The 13,887-nt window shown below is 68.5% G+C and carries 14 protein-coding genes, 1 tRNA gene and 2 pseudogenes; 8 read left to right on the top strand and 9 right to left on the bottom strand.

What is annotated here, in order from left to right; genetic code table 11:
• The 5 genes and pseudogenes from V6U88_RS12355 to V6U88_RS12335 all read left to right on the top strand — a co-directional run.
• Positions 1-123 (top strand): annotated as a pseudogene (locus tag V6U88_RS12355) (IS5/IS1182 family transposase); the annotation flags it as partial.
• 87 nt (positions 124-210) lie between these two features.
• The gene (locus V6U88_RS12350) at positions 211-897 is read left to right on the top strand and encodes an arsenate reductase/protein-tyrosine-phosphatase family protein (RefSeq protein WP_334452559.1); all 687 of its coding nucleotides are present in this window, start codon (positions 211-213) and stop codon (positions 895-897) included.
• 102 nt (positions 898-999) lie between these two features.
• A complete protein-coding gene (locus V6U88_RS12345; protein WP_334452558.1) occupies positions 1,000-1,740 on the top strand; it encodes an MIP/aquaporin family protein in 741 nt (246 codons plus the stop codon).
• Positions 1,737-1,895: a hypothetical protein gene (locus tag V6U88_RS12340; protein WP_334452556.1), complete on the top strand. Its 159-nt coding sequence runs from the start codon at positions 1,737-1,739 to the stop codon at positions 1,893-1,895. The genes V6U88_RS12345 and V6U88_RS12340 overlap by 4 nt, the downstream gene beginning before the upstream one ends.
• Positions 1,895-2,302 carry an arsenate reductase ArsC gene (locus tag V6U88_RS12335; protein ID WP_334452554.1) on the top strand — a complete coding sequence of 136 codons (408 nt, stop codon included), beginning with the start codon at positions 1,895-1,897 and terminating at the stop codon, positions 2,300-2,302. The genes V6U88_RS12340 and V6U88_RS12335 overlap by 1 nt, the downstream gene beginning before the upstream one ends.
• Before the next feature lie 129 nt (positions 2,303-2,431).
• On the opposite strand, the pseudogene V6U88_RS12330 reads toward V6U88_RS12335, so the two are convergent.
• Positions 2,432-2,670 (bottom strand): annotated as a pseudogene (locus V6U88_RS12330) (LPXTG cell wall anchor domain-containing protein); the annotation flags it as partial.
• Positions 2,671-3,466: 796 nt separating this feature from the next.
• Between V6U88_RS12330 and V6U88_RS12325 the strand changes: the two are divergent.
• The gene (locus tag V6U88_RS12325; protein WP_334452552.1) at positions 3,467-4,405 is read left to right on the top strand and encodes an aminopeptidase; all 939 of its coding nucleotides are present in this window, start codon (positions 3,467-3,469) and stop codon (positions 4,403-4,405) included.
• Positions 4,406-4,725: 320 nt separating this feature from the next.
• Here the strand turns inward: V6U88_RS12325 and V6U88_RS12320 are convergent.
• Together V6U88_RS12320 and V6U88_RS12315 are read right to left on the bottom strand one after the other, a co-directional pair.
• A tRNA-Arg gene (locus tag V6U88_RS12320) sits at positions 4,726-4,801 on the bottom strand.
• 685 nt (positions 4,802-5,486) lie between these two features.
• Complete coding sequence (locus tag V6U88_RS12315; protein WP_334452571.1) at positions 5,487-5,831, bottom strand: hypothetical protein; 345 nt, start codon at positions 5,829-5,831, stop codon at positions 5,487-5,489.
• Here V6U88_RS12315 and V6U88_RS12310 point away from each other — a divergent pair.
• Entirely contained in the window at positions 5,724-6,053 is a 330-nt protein-coding gene (locus tag V6U88_RS12310; protein WP_334452569.1) for a hypothetical protein, read from the top strand. The two genes, V6U88_RS12315 and V6U88_RS12310, sit on opposite strands and share 108 nt — an antisense overlap.
• A gap of 437 nt (positions 6,054-6,490) precedes the next feature.
• On the opposite strand, the gene V6U88_RS12305 is transcribed toward V6U88_RS12310, so the two are convergent.
• Positions 6,491-7,420: an IniB N-terminal domain-containing protein gene (locus V6U88_RS12305; RefSeq protein ID WP_334452551.1), complete on the bottom strand. Its 930-nt coding sequence runs from the start codon at positions 7,418-7,420 to the stop codon at positions 6,491-6,493.
• 1,323 nt (positions 7,421-8,743) lie between these two features.
• Here V6U88_RS12305 and V6U88_RS12300 point away from each other — a divergent pair.
• The gene (locus V6U88_RS12300; RefSeq protein WP_334452550.1) at positions 8,744-9,943 is read left to right on the top strand and encodes an acyl-CoA dehydrogenase family protein; all 1,200 of its coding nucleotides are present in this window, start codon (positions 8,744-8,746) and stop codon (positions 9,941-9,943) included.
• Between the two features lie 7 nt (positions 9,944-9,950).
• On the opposite strand, the gene V6U88_RS12295 is transcribed toward V6U88_RS12300, so the two are convergent.
• From V6U88_RS12295 to V6U88_RS12275, 5 genes are read right to left on the bottom strand one after another with little or no spacing between them, the layout of a single operon-like run.
• Positions 9,951-10,511 (bottom strand): GAF domain-containing protein, encoded by a 561-nt coding sequence (locus V6U88_RS12295; protein ID WP_334452548.1) that lies wholly within the window; start codon positions 10,509-10,511, stop codon positions 9,951-9,953.
• 35 nt (positions 10,512-10,546) lie between these two features.
• Positions 10,547-11,137, bottom strand: coding sequence for a GTP-binding protein (locus tag V6U88_RS12290; RefSeq protein ID WP_334452547.1), 591 nt, complete (start codon positions 11,135-11,137; stop codon positions 10,547-10,549).
• Complete coding sequence (locus V6U88_RS12285) at positions 11,115-11,486, bottom strand: DUF742 domain-containing protein (protein ID WP_334452546.1); 372 nt, start codon at positions 11,484-11,486, stop codon at positions 11,115-11,117. Before V6U88_RS12285 ends, V6U88_RS12290 begins: the two co-directional genes overlap by 23 nt.
• Positions 11,487-11,488: 2 nt before the next feature.
• Positions 11,489-11,923, bottom strand: coding sequence for a roadblock/LC7 domain-containing protein (locus tag V6U88_RS12280; RefSeq protein ID WP_334452544.1), 435 nt, complete (start codon positions 11,921-11,923; stop codon positions 11,489-11,491).
• Between the two features lie 31 nt (positions 11,924-11,954).
• A complete protein-coding gene (locus V6U88_RS12275; protein WP_334452543.1) occupies positions 11,955-13,640 on the bottom strand; it encodes a sensor histidine kinase in 1,686 nt (561 codons plus the stop codon).
• Between the last annotated feature and the right edge of the window lie 247 nt (positions 13,641-13,887).

The raw sequence follows: 13,887 nt of genomic DNA, 5'->3' as shown, positions 1-13,887 counted from the left end.
AACGTCGTCGAACGCTGCTTCAACCGCCTCAAGCAGTGCCGCAGCGTCGCCACCCGCTACGACAAAACCGCCACGTCCTACCAGGCCACCGTCACCATCGCCGCACTACTCCAGTGGTTGTGAACCTTTGAAGACACGGCCTAGGGCCGCGCCGTTGCAGAGGCCGGAACCGTTTGACAGTCGCCAAATAGCTCAGTAATTATTGAGTCAATGACCACTGAGCTTGCCTCCCTGACCGGGCGCGCACGGATCCACGCCGCCCTCGGCGATCCCGCGCGCCTGGCGATCGTGGACGCGCTCACCCTCGGCGACGCTTCTCCTGGCGAGATCGCCCACACCCTCGGCCTGCCGACCAACCTGGTCGCCCACCACGTCAAGGTGCTCACCGAGGCGGGCCTGGTCGTCAGGGGCCGCTCCGAGGGGGATCGACGACGCACCTACCTGCGACTTCGGCCGGACACCCTCGCCGCCCTGACTCCCCCTCCCCTGACGGGGGTGGATCGGGTGGTCTTCGTCTGCACCCACAACTCGGCCCGCTCGCAGCTCGCCGCCGCGCTCTGGCGGCGGCGTACCCGCAGCGCGGTGGCCTCGGCCGGCACGAAGCCCGCCGCCCGGGTGCACCCCCGCGCCGTGGCTGTCGCCCACCGCCACCACCTCGAACTCGACCCGACGGGCACCGCCCACGTCGACGACATCGTGCGGGCGAACGACCTGGTGATCGCCGTCTGCGACAACGCCCACGAGGAACTGACCGGGCCCGTCCACCCCCGCCTGCACTGGTCCGTGCCCGACCCGGTACGGGTCGACACCGACGAGGCGTTCGAAGCCGCGTACGCCGACCTCGCCGACCGGGTTGATCGCCTCGCCCCCTCCGTCGCCCCCGACGGCGCCCGATGACCGGCACCGGTCCCCGCCTCCGCGCCGAGACGAGCGCCGCCCACCCGACCACCGTCCTGACCTGAGCACCCGGGCAGCCAGCACATGGGAGAGAACAGACTGATGACCATCGCACTCCGGCGGCGCCTGCTGGCCGAGTTCACCGGCACCGCCCTGCTGGTCACCGCCGTGGTCGGCTCCGGCATCATGGCCACCACGCTCTCCCCCGACGATGTCGGCCTCCAGCTGCTGGAGAACTCGATCGCCACCGCGTTCGCCCTGGCTGCCCTGATCCTGATCTTCGGTCCGATCTCCGGCGCCCACTTCAACCCGGTCGTCTCCGCCGCGGACTGGCTCCTCGGCCGCCGTACCGGCACCGGCCTCACCGCCCGCGACCTCGCCGCCTACACCGCCGCGCAGATCCTCGGCGCGATCGCCGGGTCGATCCTGGCGAACCTCATGTTCGACCTCGCCGCCGTCGCCTTCTCCAGCAAGGACCGCTCCGCCGGCAACCTGTGGCTCGGTGAGGTGGTGGCCACCGCCGGCCTGATCCTGCTGATCTTCGCGCTGGCCCGCTCCGGCCGCGCGCCCGTCGCCCCCGCCGCCGTCGGCGCCTACATCGGCGCCGCCTACTGGTTCACCTCGTCGACCTCGTTCGCCAACCCGGCCGTCACGATCGGGCGGGCGTTCACCGACAGCTTCGCCGGCATCGCGCCCGCCTCGGTGCCCGGCTTCGTCCTCTTCCAACTTGTCGGCCTGGGCGTCGGCGTCGGGCTGCTGGCCGCCCTCTACCCCGACGCCGGGCGCGCTGCCGACCAAGTCGTCGTCCCCACCGAGGACGCCGCGCTCGACCACGGCGCATGACCGCCGACTTCCGCGGTCTGGTCAACCCTGCCCGGCCCGCCGACCGCTATCCGCTGCTCGACCGCAACAGCGACCCCGCCCGCACACTGCCGGAAATCCCCCGCCACGGGCCGGTCAACAGGCCCTGCGACCCGCGCTGCCAGAGAGGCTCCTGATGTCCGACAAGCCCAGCGTCCTATTCGTCTGCGTCCACAACGCCGGCCGCTCCCAGATGGCCGCCGGCTGGTTGCGCCACCTCGCCGGCGACACCGTCGAGGTCCGCTCCGCCGGCTCCGCCCCCGCCGACACGGTCAACCCCGCCGCCGTCGAGGCCATGCGGGAGGTCGGCATCGACATCACCGACCAGACCCCCAAGCTCCTCGAGTACGCCACCGCCGAGTCCTCCGACGTCATCGTCACGATGGGGTGCGGCGACGCCTGCCCCGTCTTCCCCGGCAAGCGTTACGAGGACTGGAAGCTCGAGGACCCGGCCGGCAAGGGCGTCGAGGCCGTACGCCCGATCCGCGACGACATCCGTACCCGGGTCGAGAAGCTGCTCTCCGAGCTGCGTCCCACCGCCTGACCAGCCGGGCCGCCGCCACCCGTTGCCCCTCGCTGATTCGCCGGCTGGCCGGTCCTCGCTGCCGCGGTCCGCAACGGCGAAGCGCCCTCGGCCCGACGAGACGTCGGGCCGAGGGCGCTTCGAGTGGAGCTACGCCACGAAACGGGTACGGCGCCGGCGTGCGATCAGGTAGCCCGCGCCGCCGAGGAGCAGGAGGCCGCCGCCCACACCCGCCATGGTTGCGGTTCCGCGCCGGTCACGGGCAGCCCGCCGCCCTCGCCGCCGGCGTCCGGGCTGGTGGAGGGAGCGGCGGTGGGCGTGCCACCGGGGGTGGCGGTCGGCGTGGCGCTGGGCGTCGCGGTCGGGGTCGCGGTCGGCTCGCCGGTGGGCGGCGTGACGAGCCCGACGTAGGCGAAGCCGAGCGGACCGCCGAGCCCACCGAGCGCCCCGGCCGGGGCCGCCAACGTCAACGGCTTCTCGGTACCGCGGACCGCCGTCGTGCCCTGCCCGGCCCACTGGCCGGCCAGCACCTGCACGCCGCCCCGCGCGTCGGCGTACTCCTTGCTGACCCAGCGGTACACGATGGACGAGATCTTGTCGGCGCGGGCGTCCGGCTTGGTGGAGATGCCCGCCCCCGTCACGGCCAGGCTGGCACCCGGCGCGAGCACCTCGTCGAACTCGCACCAGGCCGTCTCCTGGTTACTGTCGACCGCATACCAGCAGTTCTCGTACTTCCTGGTGAAGTCCAGGTCGTTGAGGATCCGCACCTGGACGACGAGACCGTCGACCGGCGCGTCGCCGAGGTTCGTCACGCCGAGCACGGCGGGCACGTCTTCGCCCTGCCCGACCAGATACTTGCGGTTGCCGCCCGTCTGCGGGTCCTTCTCCGTGCCGGCGGCGAGCTTCGCCGGGTCGGGTTCGTCGGGCGCCGAGGCGGCGGTGGCGGGCGTGGCGGCGAGGCCGGCCGCGAGGATCGCGGCGCCCAGAACCGAGGCGTACCGGCGGATCGTCATGTGCAACCCCCGTGCGTGCATGGACAGCCGGGACGCCTTACAGCTCGCTGCTGCGATGTCGGGTGCCTCAACTCGGCACCGGCTGATGCGGCGCGCTTCGACGACATGACCCCGCGCCATCTCTGCACCAACCATGCGAGCAGGGATGTCCCGGAGGCGAAAGGAGTGATTGGTGATCAAGGGTCTGACCTGGCGCCCCCGGCAGCGGACCGCTCCACATTTTCTGGCTACGCGCACTTCCGCATCGCGTGTCACGATCTTGGCCATGCGTCTCTCGTTCGGCCTGCTCGTTGCATCCGTCGCGGCCGGTCTGCTCTCGGTTGCGGCGGCGCTGCTCGCCATGCCTGCCGCGTCGCTGCAGTTCGGCCTCGTCATGCTGCTCGCACTGCTCGGATACGTACTGCTGGACCAGGGTGTGCGCCGCGTGAGGTGGGCCGTCGCCGCCGGTATCGGGTTACTTGCCGTGGTGGCGGCGATGAGACTTCTCTGGTACCAGGAGCAGGTCGACGAAGCAGGCTGGCTGACGTACGGCCAAGGGGTAGCGAAGGCGGACATGCTGGCGCGTGTGCGGGAGGTGATCGACCGACAAAGGCTCGCCGCGCTGGGTCTGACGCTTGGCGTTCTCTGTCTCGCGGCCGGTGTGTTGGCGTTACCGTCGCGCGGCAGGCGGCAGGGTGTGGCGACGAGTGTCCTCGCGCTGCTGCTACTCGCCTGGTTCGGGCTGAGCCTCGCGCGGGACTTCGGCCGTTATCCGCTGCTCGACCTGCTCGGGACGGTGTGGCTGGCCCTGCTCGCTGCCCTCGTGACCATGGGAGCACTCGCGCTGTCAGGGTGGCGGGCCGACCGGCGTTGGCTGCTCCCGCTGGGGTTGTTCCTGCTGTCACTCGGAGCGGCTCGCGCTTACTCGGATCTAGCTGCGGCATGGTCAGCCTGGTGGATCATGGCCAAACCTCCCGACGGCGCCTTCTTGCAGCCAGGAGTGATGGTGAGCACGTCAACGGAAGGCTTCCCTCAGGTGTCGTGGGCCATAGAGGCGGCAATCGCGCTCGCCGGTCCGGGGCTGGTGGCCGTCGGCGCATTGCGCAGCTCCCGCGAGGCTGACGCTTCATAGGTCGAGGCCGGGCAAGGTAGATCTCTCGGGGAGCGGATCTCCTCGTCGGGCAGTCGCAGACCGTCCAGCCTCCCGGACGGGGACCAGGTGGAGCGCCCTACCGGACGAACGAGCTGGTCCCGTCCGGGGAGGCTGGTAGCCCTTGTGGTGCCCGGCGAGGTGATCCGCGGCTGTCTCTGACGCCCGCGGTCGACGGGCGGGACGCTGAAGTCGCTCAGCACCTGGACGCGAGCCGGGCGAAGGTAACGAGGCGGTCGGGCACGGAGCGGGCACGCAAGCCCCGGAAGGCGGACCAGTGATCGATGATCAATGCTGTGACCTGGTGCCCCCGGCAGGATTCGAACCTGCGACACACGGTTTAGGAAACCGATGCTCTATCCCCTGAGCTACGAGGGCGCGAGGGCATAGCTTACCTGCCAGCGGATACCCACGAGTGCTCAGGAGCGCCCTCCCGTGCTCGCCGATACCTGCCGCCGTCGGTCCGACCGCCGGAGCACACACGGAGCATCCGATCCCCGCTCGTCAGGACCCGCTGCCCACCAGTTGGTCTCGTTGGCCTGGTTCGAAGGTGCCATCGAAATTAAGGGCCCCTTCGACGGCGACGCCTACCAGGAGTTCGGCGCCCTAGCCGAGGACTTGCAGGCCAATCTTCAAGGTGACGACGGCGAGCGGTACGCGGCCAGCGGTGTACTTCCCCCCCCCCGATAGAGGTGGGGCTCCGCCCCACACCCCGGTCTTCCTCGGAGATCAGCGGAAACGGGTGGGGCGGCCTCCCCTCGCTCAGGCACCGCGAGTAGCCGCGAACTCGAACGGTCACGAACGGGCAGTAGACGCAATCAGTGGCTGCCGGCGGGAGCAGCATTTCGAGCTCCCCGCCGGATGAGCACGCTCTTCCAAACTGATGGTGGAAGCAGGAAGGCGACGAGCGGCGCGGCGCACATATGTCGCGGGTCGCCAAGCCACCACAGTTCATTGGTTGTCCTGGCGCTCGGAGCGCCCGACGCCCGCAGGGTCACCCCGCCACCAAAGCCGAGAACCAGGTCGGCGTTGTCCCTGACGGTGACGGCAGTGACGGTCAGGTTCAGCACTTCGAGTAGCGCCGGCAACGCAGCCGCCCGCTCTTGCCGAAGATGAACGGCGAGGGCGGGATTACCTCGCACGTGGTGTCGATGTACACCCGCAGCTCGGTCGGCGTCATGGTTCCGCTGTTACTGGTAAAGGTGATGACGAGGAATTTAGGGAGTTCGTCGATGCGCGGTACATGGGTCTGCTCCGCCCCGCCTACCTGCTGACCGGCTCGGCACACGAAGCCGAAGACCTGCTCCAGGGCTCGCTGGTAAAGGTGATACGCCGGCGGAAGCACGTCGACGACCCGGTGGCCTACCTGCGGCGGGTGATGGTCAACCAGCACATCAGCGTGTGGCATCGGTATCGGGCTCGGGAGGCGAGATCAAGCTACGCAACGGGCCTACCTGTCCGACCCTCCGCTTGGCCTGTGGAAACCCCTCTGGGCATCGCTCAGCATCAGCGGTCGGTGCTCGGTCTCTTCAGGACTGCATGGGGACACGTCGACTCCTGCCCGGTGCCGGGCTGCTGGTACTGGCCAGCAGCTTCCTGCCCTGGTGGGTGGTGCGGGTTCGAAGCATGACAGAACGCGAAACCAGTTACGAAACCTCAAGCCCAACGCGTTGGTGACCAACGTCGGTGACCCACCACTGGTTCGGACCGCTGCGGGTGAACTGCCGCTTGACCAGGTCGAGTGCCACGCCATCGCGCTGGGCTCGCCGCCACTTCGGGCGGCCCATGGCACCGGCTAGGCCGACGCGGCGCATGAGCATCTCCACCGCGCCGTGGCCCGGTCACGTCACCAACGTCCATGGACAGAACACCTAGCAGGCGACGCCGGGCCCCTGCCCGAACCAGACGAGCCATCTGACCGGGGACCGCGCCCCGCCTCAACAAGTCCGTCGGGTTCCACAACGTACACGCGCCGTCGGAAATCAGCGGTGGATAGACAGCACGGAGGCCGGAGACCCCGCAAACGGGCACCTCCCCGGCCTCCGCATTGAGCAAGGAACCTTCAGCTCAGAGCAGGCCGGTGAGGCCCCCCAGAAGATCACCGTCCGCGCCGGCATACGCGTCCCCGTGCACGCCGACGTCACCCGTGACGCTGCCGACGGCCTGCACGGTGCCGCCGAGGTCGCCGGAGACGCCGCCGACGCCGAGTCCGCCGCTGGTGCTGTTGAGGGTGTTCAGGGTGCCGCCGAGGTCGCCGGTCACGTCGCCGACGAGGCCGGTGGCACCGTACGCGGCGCCGCCGAGATCACCAGCCACGCCGCCGACCAGACCGGTGGCACCGTACGCAGCGCCGCCGAGATCACCAGCCACGCCGCCGACCAGACCGGTGGCACCGTACGCAGCGCCGCCGAGATCACCAGCCACGCCGCCGACCAGACCGGTGGCACCGTACGCAGCGCCGCCGAGATCACCAGCCACGCCGCCGACCAGACCGGTGGCACCGTACGCAGCGCCGCCGAGATCACCAGCCACGCCGTCGAGGTCGAGTCCGCCGAGGCTGCCGGTCGCGCCGCTGAGCCCGAGTCCGTCGACCGTGGCGCCGGCGCTGACGCTGACGCTGACGCCGAGGCTGTCTCCAGACAGCATGGACGTGATGCCGTGTGCAGGAACGTAGTCGGCGACCAGCGGATGGATGTCCTGCACGTCGGCCGGGGTCACGTCGTTGAGGCCCGCCTTGTCCAGCGCGCCTTGCGGGTCCGTCTCGTACGCCGCTCGGGCGTCGGCGTTCGTGAGCAGGCCGAATACGAAGTCATGCAGGTTCTGCGGCGACACCATGTCAGCGGCTGCGCCCATGTCGGCGGCCGACCCCGCGCTGGCGGTGGAATCAATGTCGGCGGTCGCGCTCGTATCGGCGGTTGCCTGCGTGCTGCCGGTCCAGTCGGCAGCAGAGGTCGAGTTCACGTCGTCGGTCGAATTTGTGCTGGCGCTTTCACTCATGATGCCGGCCTCCTCGATGGATGTTGTTCGGACGTGGTCTCAGACAACCTCGCCCGGACCCGGGATCGACCGTAGGCCGAAGCGGCGGTATCGGACATCGGGGTTGAGCCCCAGCCCTATCCGGCCAGGTTGGGGCAGGGTGGCGTTTGACGTTAGGGGGGTTAGGGATCTTGGAGTGAAGTCCGATGGGTGGCTGGATTGGGGGCGGGGCCTGTTGCAATGAACGCTGGCGTGTCAGGGGCGGACTTGCGTGGCAGAGGCCTGTGTTCGCCCTCGGTCGCGCCTGCCGCCCCGCCGGCGGGCGCATCGTCGTTGGCTCCGGCGGAACGAGAGAGGGTCTCCTGCGGCTTGGCCCGCTACGGGTCACTGCGGCACCTTGGTGAACGCCTCCGGCGAGCCGATGCAGGATCAGCCGAGAGGTCTGCTCGACGCGGTGCGAAGAAGTACTGGGCGGCTCGCGCCAACGAGCGCCTGTGGACCAACCGCGCGGTCCACCCGCAAATGACACACACCCACCGCCGCCCTCGCCGCCCGCGCCGGCTGAGGATGCCGCTTCCCGAACATCGTCCGGCCTACCAGCTGCTCTTCCCAGGAGATGAGACGAGGCTTCGGGGGTCATCGCGACCACGGCAGGCACCGCGAGGCGGGACGGCTTCGATGGCACCGTGCGCCGAGTCGAGTTGACCGGCGCCGGGACACACCCGAAGCCGTCCGGCATCGGCGCCGGACTGCAGGCCAACCGGGTCCCCGCCGTCGAGTTTGGACTGACCGGAGGCTCAGCGTCTCATGTGCTGATAGGAGGGTGCCCTTGTGGATCTATGCGGTTACGATCATGGCGAACCTGTGGGAGGCGGAGCGGATGAGACAGCGGGCTTTTCCTGGTCGCCGCATCGTCGTCAACCCTGGTCAGAGTTCGATCGAACGAGTCGGTGCCCAGTCCCTGTGGTCGCGATGGTGAGCGGCGCCGACGCCATGGGCGCCGTTAGGAACCGGCACGCACGAGGCCGCCCCGACCGGCTCGCTTCCCGCGCCCGGCAATCCGCCCGAGGGACTGGTGCCGCAAGGCCGCCGGACCTCCGCACGTGGCCTCGCCATGGGTCTTCCACATGAACCCACCGGACCGTTCAGTAGCCGCAACGGCGGTGGTGATTGGCGTGCGACCAGCTCAGTGGCGCAGCCGAGCCCGAGTCGACCCGTCAAACCGCTGGCGCATCAACGGGGATCCCGACGATGCGTACGACGGCGACGACCAGAACGTTCGCGGCCCGGCCGGATTCAACCGGATCCGGCAGGTCGGCAGGCGACTCATGAGGGGATCTGCACATGGAAAGCTACTTCGCCACGAAACGTCACGAGCGTCTACGGGAAGAAGTGCGGCGGTTCGCGGAGGCCGAGGTGCGTCCTCGGATCCCGGAGATGGAAGCGTCTCGCTCGGTTCAGCATGAACTGTCGCGGTTGATCGCCCGCCAGGGCTGGATCGGTGTCACGATCAGCCCGGACTACGGCGGGATGGGCCTGGGGCACCTCGCGAAGACGATCATCATCGAGGAGCTGTCGCGGGTCAGCGGTGCGATGGGCGCCATGGTGCAGGCCAGCCAGCTGGGCGTGGCAAAGATCATGCACTTCGGCAACGACAGTCAGAAGAGGCAGTGGCTACCGGCCATCGCCGACGGGACGTGCCTACCCACCATCGCGGTCACCGAGCCGCAGTCCGGTGGCCATGTCCTCGGCATGGAGGCCACGGCGGTACGTGACGGCGATGAATACATTCTGAACGGCCGGAAGGTGTTCGTCGGTAACAGTCACGTCGGTGACCTGCACGGAGTGGTGGTCCGCACCGGCCCGGGTTCGCGAGGGCTGTCGGCGTTCTTGGTCGAGTCGGACCGTTCGGGCTTCTCGCTCGGTCCGCATCGCGCCGCCATGGGCCTGCACGGCTTCAGCTTCGGCGAACTCGTCTTCGAGGACTGCCGCGTGCCTGCAGCGAACCTGCTCGGCGAGGAGGGCGACGGCTTGGCAATCGCCTACTCCTCCAGCATCCTGTACGGCCGCCCGAACTTGACGGCTGTCTCCCTCGGGATCCATCAGGCCCTACTTGAGGAAACCTCGGCATACGTCACCGAGCAGCACCGCTACGGCAAGCCGTTGGCTGATCTCCTCCCAATCAAGCTCAAGGTCGGGCAGATGCAGTCCCGGCTGATGACCGGCCGGCTGGCCGCTTATCACGCGGTGCACTTGCTGGACCAAGGCCTGCCCTGCGACGCGGAGTTGATGAACGCCAAGCTCATCAACGTCGAGTACGCCCTCGACTCGGCGCGTAACGCGATGGAAGTGCACGCCGCCTGCGGGCTCTACCCCGATCGGCCGGTGGAGCGGTATGTCCGCGATGCGCACCACATCTTCGCTCCAGCCGGCACCTCCGACGTCCAACTGCTCCGACTCGGGGAGGTGGCACTGGGCACGTCCAAGGGGCAGTGGTCGGAGCGGCTCGCCGCCCCTCTGCTGGAAGCGGCGGCCACTTCCTGACTTCGTCCTACCGCCGGCTGCGCTGGTTGATCCGATCCGTCAGCTCGGCGGCCAGAGCCTTGATGGTCTCCAGTCCCTGCCGACCCCACGGGCGCGGCTCGGTGTCCACGACGCAGATCGTGCCGAGGGCCATGCCGGTCTCGTCGATCAGTGGTGCGCCGAGGTAGGAGCGGATGCCGATCTCGTCGACGACCGGGTTGCCGGCGAACCGCGGGTAGTCGCACACGTCGTCGAGTACCAGCGCCTTGCGCCGGACCACGACGTGTGGGCAGTAGCCGTGGTCTCGTGACATCACCCGGCCCGGCTGCGCGGCCGCCGCGACCTCAGGCGTGGTGTTGGTCTGCCCAGCCGGGCCGGTGTAGAGGCCGGCGAAGTACTGGCGGTCCTCGCTGATGAAGTTCACCATCGCGTAGGGAGCCCCGGTGATCTCTGCAAGTTTTTGGGCGAAATCGTCGAACTCTGGGTCCGGGCTTTCCCCTAGGCCGAGTTCGCGCAGCCGCTGCACACGTTGCGGCGCTTCCTGATCCGTCGGCGTCAGTGACTGGTAGGCCGGGGATTCGTAGATCATGTCTGGCTCCATCTCTGGTGTAGGTCCGAGGTGTTTCACGCCGAGCGGTTTCGGGAAGTGCCGAGTAGGTGCTGAAGCAGGGCGATCAGCACTGCGGTCGCGGAGCGACTGTTACGGGCGTCGCACATGACGATCGGCACATCGGGTTTGAGCTCGAGGGCGGCCCGTACCTCCTCAGGGGTGTAGTGGAACGAGCCGTCGAATTGGTTGACGGCGACCAGGAAATCGATGCCGCGGGCTTCGAAGAAGTCGATGGCTGCGAAGGAGTCTTGTAGGCGGCGGGTGTCGGCGAGGACGACAGCCCCGAGGGCTCCGGCGGACAACTCGTCCCACATGAACCAGAAGCGATCCTGTCCGGGTGTGCCGAACACGTACAGGATGTAGCGGGGATCGACCGTGATGCGGCCGAAGTCCAGCGCCACGGTGGTGGTGGACTTGTTCTCCACCCCCGTCAGGCTGTCGGTGCCCACGCTGGCGGTGGTGATGATCTCCTCCGTGCGCAACGGCCGGATCTCGCTCACCGCGCCGACGAACGTTGTCTTGCCGACACCGAATCCACCGGCGATGAGGATCTTGAGTGCGGTCGGGAACACCGGAGACAGTTCAGAGTCGTCGTTGTAGGCCATGGAGAACCGCCTCCAATACGGATCGATCAGTGGGGTCGGCGATAGGGCTGGGAGCTCGGGTGCTCAGCGCGCCGCAATCGACCAAGTCGGAAAGCACCACCTTCGTGATAGCAGCGGGCAGTTTCAGGTGTGCCGAGATTTCGGCGACCGTGGTCGGGTCGCTGCAGAGGCGAAGCGCCCGGGCATGGTCCGGCTCCAGGTGTCCCCGAGGAACCCGGCCGGTCGCCACCACCCAGGACAGCAACTCCATGTGCTTGCTCGGCCGGGTGCGCCCGTTGCTGACCGTGTAGGGGCGCACCAGGCGCCCCGCGTCGTCGTCGAGGAAGTGTTCGTTCTCCGGACCCACCATGGTCACCGGATAGTGTCGTCAGAACTGGCGGTCCCCGGACGGGTCGGCGTGGCCAGGAATGGCCGTACGCTCTTCACCATTTGCGACATCTCATACCCGAGTACGCCGACGTCAGCCTCACGGCCTGCGAGCACCGCCAGGACGGCATTGGAGCCGGCCGCCGTGACGAACAGCAGGCTGTCATCGAGTTCCGCCACCACCTGACGAACTCCGTTACCGCCACCGAAACTACCTCCAGCGCTGCGAGCGAGGGAGAACAGCCCGGAGGCGATTGCCGCCAGGTGGTCCGCGCCGGCCCGATCCAGCCCGTGGGCGGCCATCGGTAGGCCGTCCGAGGACAACAGCAAAGCACTGCGGGTGTGGGGGACCCGCTCGGCCAGCCCGGACAGCAGCCACACGAGATCCTGCGATCGTTCAACGGGCGCATTGCTCCGCATGATAGGTAACCTCCTTAACGGTGACGCGGGGTCAGCTGATGCCGCCTGGACGGCTTTCGGAGCCGTCATTCCCGCCGGATCCGGCTTCGCCCCGACTGAAGGCCCGCGTGAACGTAGCCATCAGGGTGGGGTTGTGTTCAGCCACCTGCTCCTTCGAGACAGAGGCAGTGGGAGCGCCTTGTAGCTGCGGGGCCAGATGTGTCTGCGGTTTCCGGTGCGGCAGTCGCGGACGGACGTTGCCGTCAGCGGCCTGAGCTGTAGCCGTGCCGCCGGCTGCAGCCTGAGCTGTAGCCGTGCCGCCGGCTGCAGCCTGAGCTGTAGCCGGCGGCACGGCTGCGGCCTCCTCTGCCGGCGTGCCCGCGGCGTATCGGGCGTACCCGCTAGCTGCGGACGACGCCGCAGCGGAGTCCGTGGGAGAGTGCGCGTAGTCCCACGCCGCAGCTGGCGGTGCCGGTTGCTCAATGCCCTGACTGCCCATGGGAGTCCGGTCGTGAGCCGGCAGTTGGGCAGGGGCCGGCGAGTACGCCGGCGGTCGGGCCGAGGCAGTCGCGGCCACTGCGCGTGGTGGCTCGTGGCGGGACGATTGGACCAGCGGCTGCGGCTGCGTCTCGTGCCAGGACTCACGCCTCTGCGGCGGCGAACCGAGCAACCCGGGGGGCAGAATGAGCACCGCCTGGGTCCCGCCGTAGATGTTGGTTTGCAACCGCACCGTGATGCCGTGCCGACGGGCGATGGCCCCGACGACGAACAGCCCGATGCGGCCGTCGCGCAGCAGCTCGCCAACGTCAACCCCGGTTGGGTCGACCAAGAGATGGTTCACCCGGTCCTGGTCGGCGAGCGGAATACCCAGGCCCCGGTCCTCAACCTCTACTGCGATACCGGCCGTCACGGCCTGGGCACGCAGCAGCACCTGGGTATGCGGGGCGGAGAAGTTGGTGGCATTCTCAACGAGCTCAGCGACCAGGTGAATGACGTCGGCGACAGCGTGGCCACCCAGCGTGCCCTCGATTGGTGGGACCAGCTTGACCCGGGAATACTGCTGAACCTCGGCCATAGCCGACCGCAACACCTCGGTCAGAGCCACCGGCCTGCTCCACTGCCGCCGAGAAACCGCGCCACCCAGGACTGCGAGGTTTTCCGCGTGTCTGCGGATACGTGTGGCAAGGTGGTCGACCTGGAACAGGCCCTTCAGTAGATCCGGATCCTCGACCTGGTTTTCCAGGTCGTCGAGCAACTGGATCTCCCGATGCACCAGGGACTGTAGCCGTCGGGCAAGGTTGACGAAGACCTCCACCTGGTAGCCGGAGTTGGGCACGGGTGGCGCCGGCGCCACGGCTGATGCCTCGACGACGGCAACCTGGGCAGCATGCAGGGCCTCGTCCAGTTCGCGCTGTAGAACCGCGAACCCATCGTCTAGCCGGCCGGGCACGAACTTCGCGGGTGACTCGAGTCGGTCGCCACGGCGCAACCGCTCGATCAGCTGCTGCACCTCAGCCCGGCGCTGAATGGTCGAGGACCGCAGGGCGCCGATCTTGGCGACGATCAGGCGGTCGATCGCATTGGCTCGGTTGGCGGCGACGGCGACGACCACCACGGCGACGATCCATGCCAGGACCAGAACCACACCTATCCTGGCCGTGACCGCTTCCCCGGACACGACGAGCACGAAAAAGACGGCGGCGGCCCCGAGCAACGCGACGACGGCGGCAGGAAGCACCGATAGCCACATCAGACGAGGCCCCACGCCACTGGCCGTGTACCCATCACGAGCGGGAGGTTCGCCGTACGGATCGCTTGCCCGATGGGCGGCGCGCGTGTCAAGAGGGAAAGACTCAGGCATCAGCATCCTCGTACCAGGAGGGAAACCGCTGGCGAATGGGGTCATCGATCGACCTGCATCCTGCGGGGCGGGCGATTGCTCTCGGATCCAGGCAGTCTAGAACGCTGGCCGCCATGTCTCCGAC

The sequence above is a fragment of the Micromonospora sp. CPCC 205739 genome (assembly GCF_036906795.1).
Classification (GTDB): Bacteria; Actinomycetota; Actinomycetes; order Mycobacteriales; family Micromonosporaceae; genus Micromonospora.
This window is presented reverse-complemented; position numbering and strand designations above follow the sequence as displayed.

Excerpts from the sequence above, each read along its gene's own strand:
- V6U88_RS12335 (WP_334452554.1), top strand. The coding sequence starts at position 1,895 with ATGTCCGACAAGCCCAGCGTCCTATTCGTCTGCGTCCACAACGCCGGC.
- V6U88_RS12340 (WP_334452556.1), top strand. The coding sequence starts at position 1,737 with ATGACCGCCGACTTCCGCGGTCTGGTCAACCCTGCCCGGCCCGCCGAC.
- V6U88_RS12280 (WP_334452544.1), bottom strand. The coding sequence starts at position 11,923 with ATGCGGAGCAATGCGCCCGTTGAACGATCGCAGGATCTCGTGTGGCTG.
- V6U88_RS12285 (WP_334452546.1), bottom strand. The coding sequence starts at position 11,486 with ATGGTGGGTCCGGAGAACGAACACTTCCTCGACGACGACGCGGGGCGC.
- V6U88_RS12315 (WP_334452571.1), bottom strand. The coding sequence starts at position 5,831 with ATGCCACACGCTGATGTGCTGGTTGACCATCACCCGCCGCAGGTAGGC.
- V6U88_RS12305 (WP_334452551.1), bottom strand. The coding sequence starts at position 7,420 with ATGAGTGAAAGCGCCAGCACAAATTCGACCGACGACGTGAACTCGACC.
- V6U88_RS12300 (WP_334452550.1), top strand. The coding sequence starts at position 8,744 with ATGGAAAGCTACTTCGCCACGAAACGTCACGAGCGTCTACGGGAAGAA.
- V6U88_RS12350 (WP_334452559.1), top strand. The coding sequence starts at position 211 with ATGACCACTGAGCTTGCCTCCCTGACCGGGCGCGCACGGATCCACGCC.
- V6U88_RS12295 (WP_334452548.1), bottom strand. The coding sequence starts at position 10,511 with ATGATCTACGAATCCCCGGCCTACCAGTCACTGACGCCGACGGATCAG.
- V6U88_RS12290 (WP_334452547.1), bottom strand. The coding sequence starts at position 11,137 with ATGGCCTACAACGACGACTCTGAACTGTCTCCGGTGTTCCCGACCGCA.
- V6U88_RS12345 (WP_334452558.1), top strand. The coding sequence starts at position 1,000 with ATGACCATCGCACTCCGGCGGCGCCTGCTGGCCGAGTTCACCGGCACC.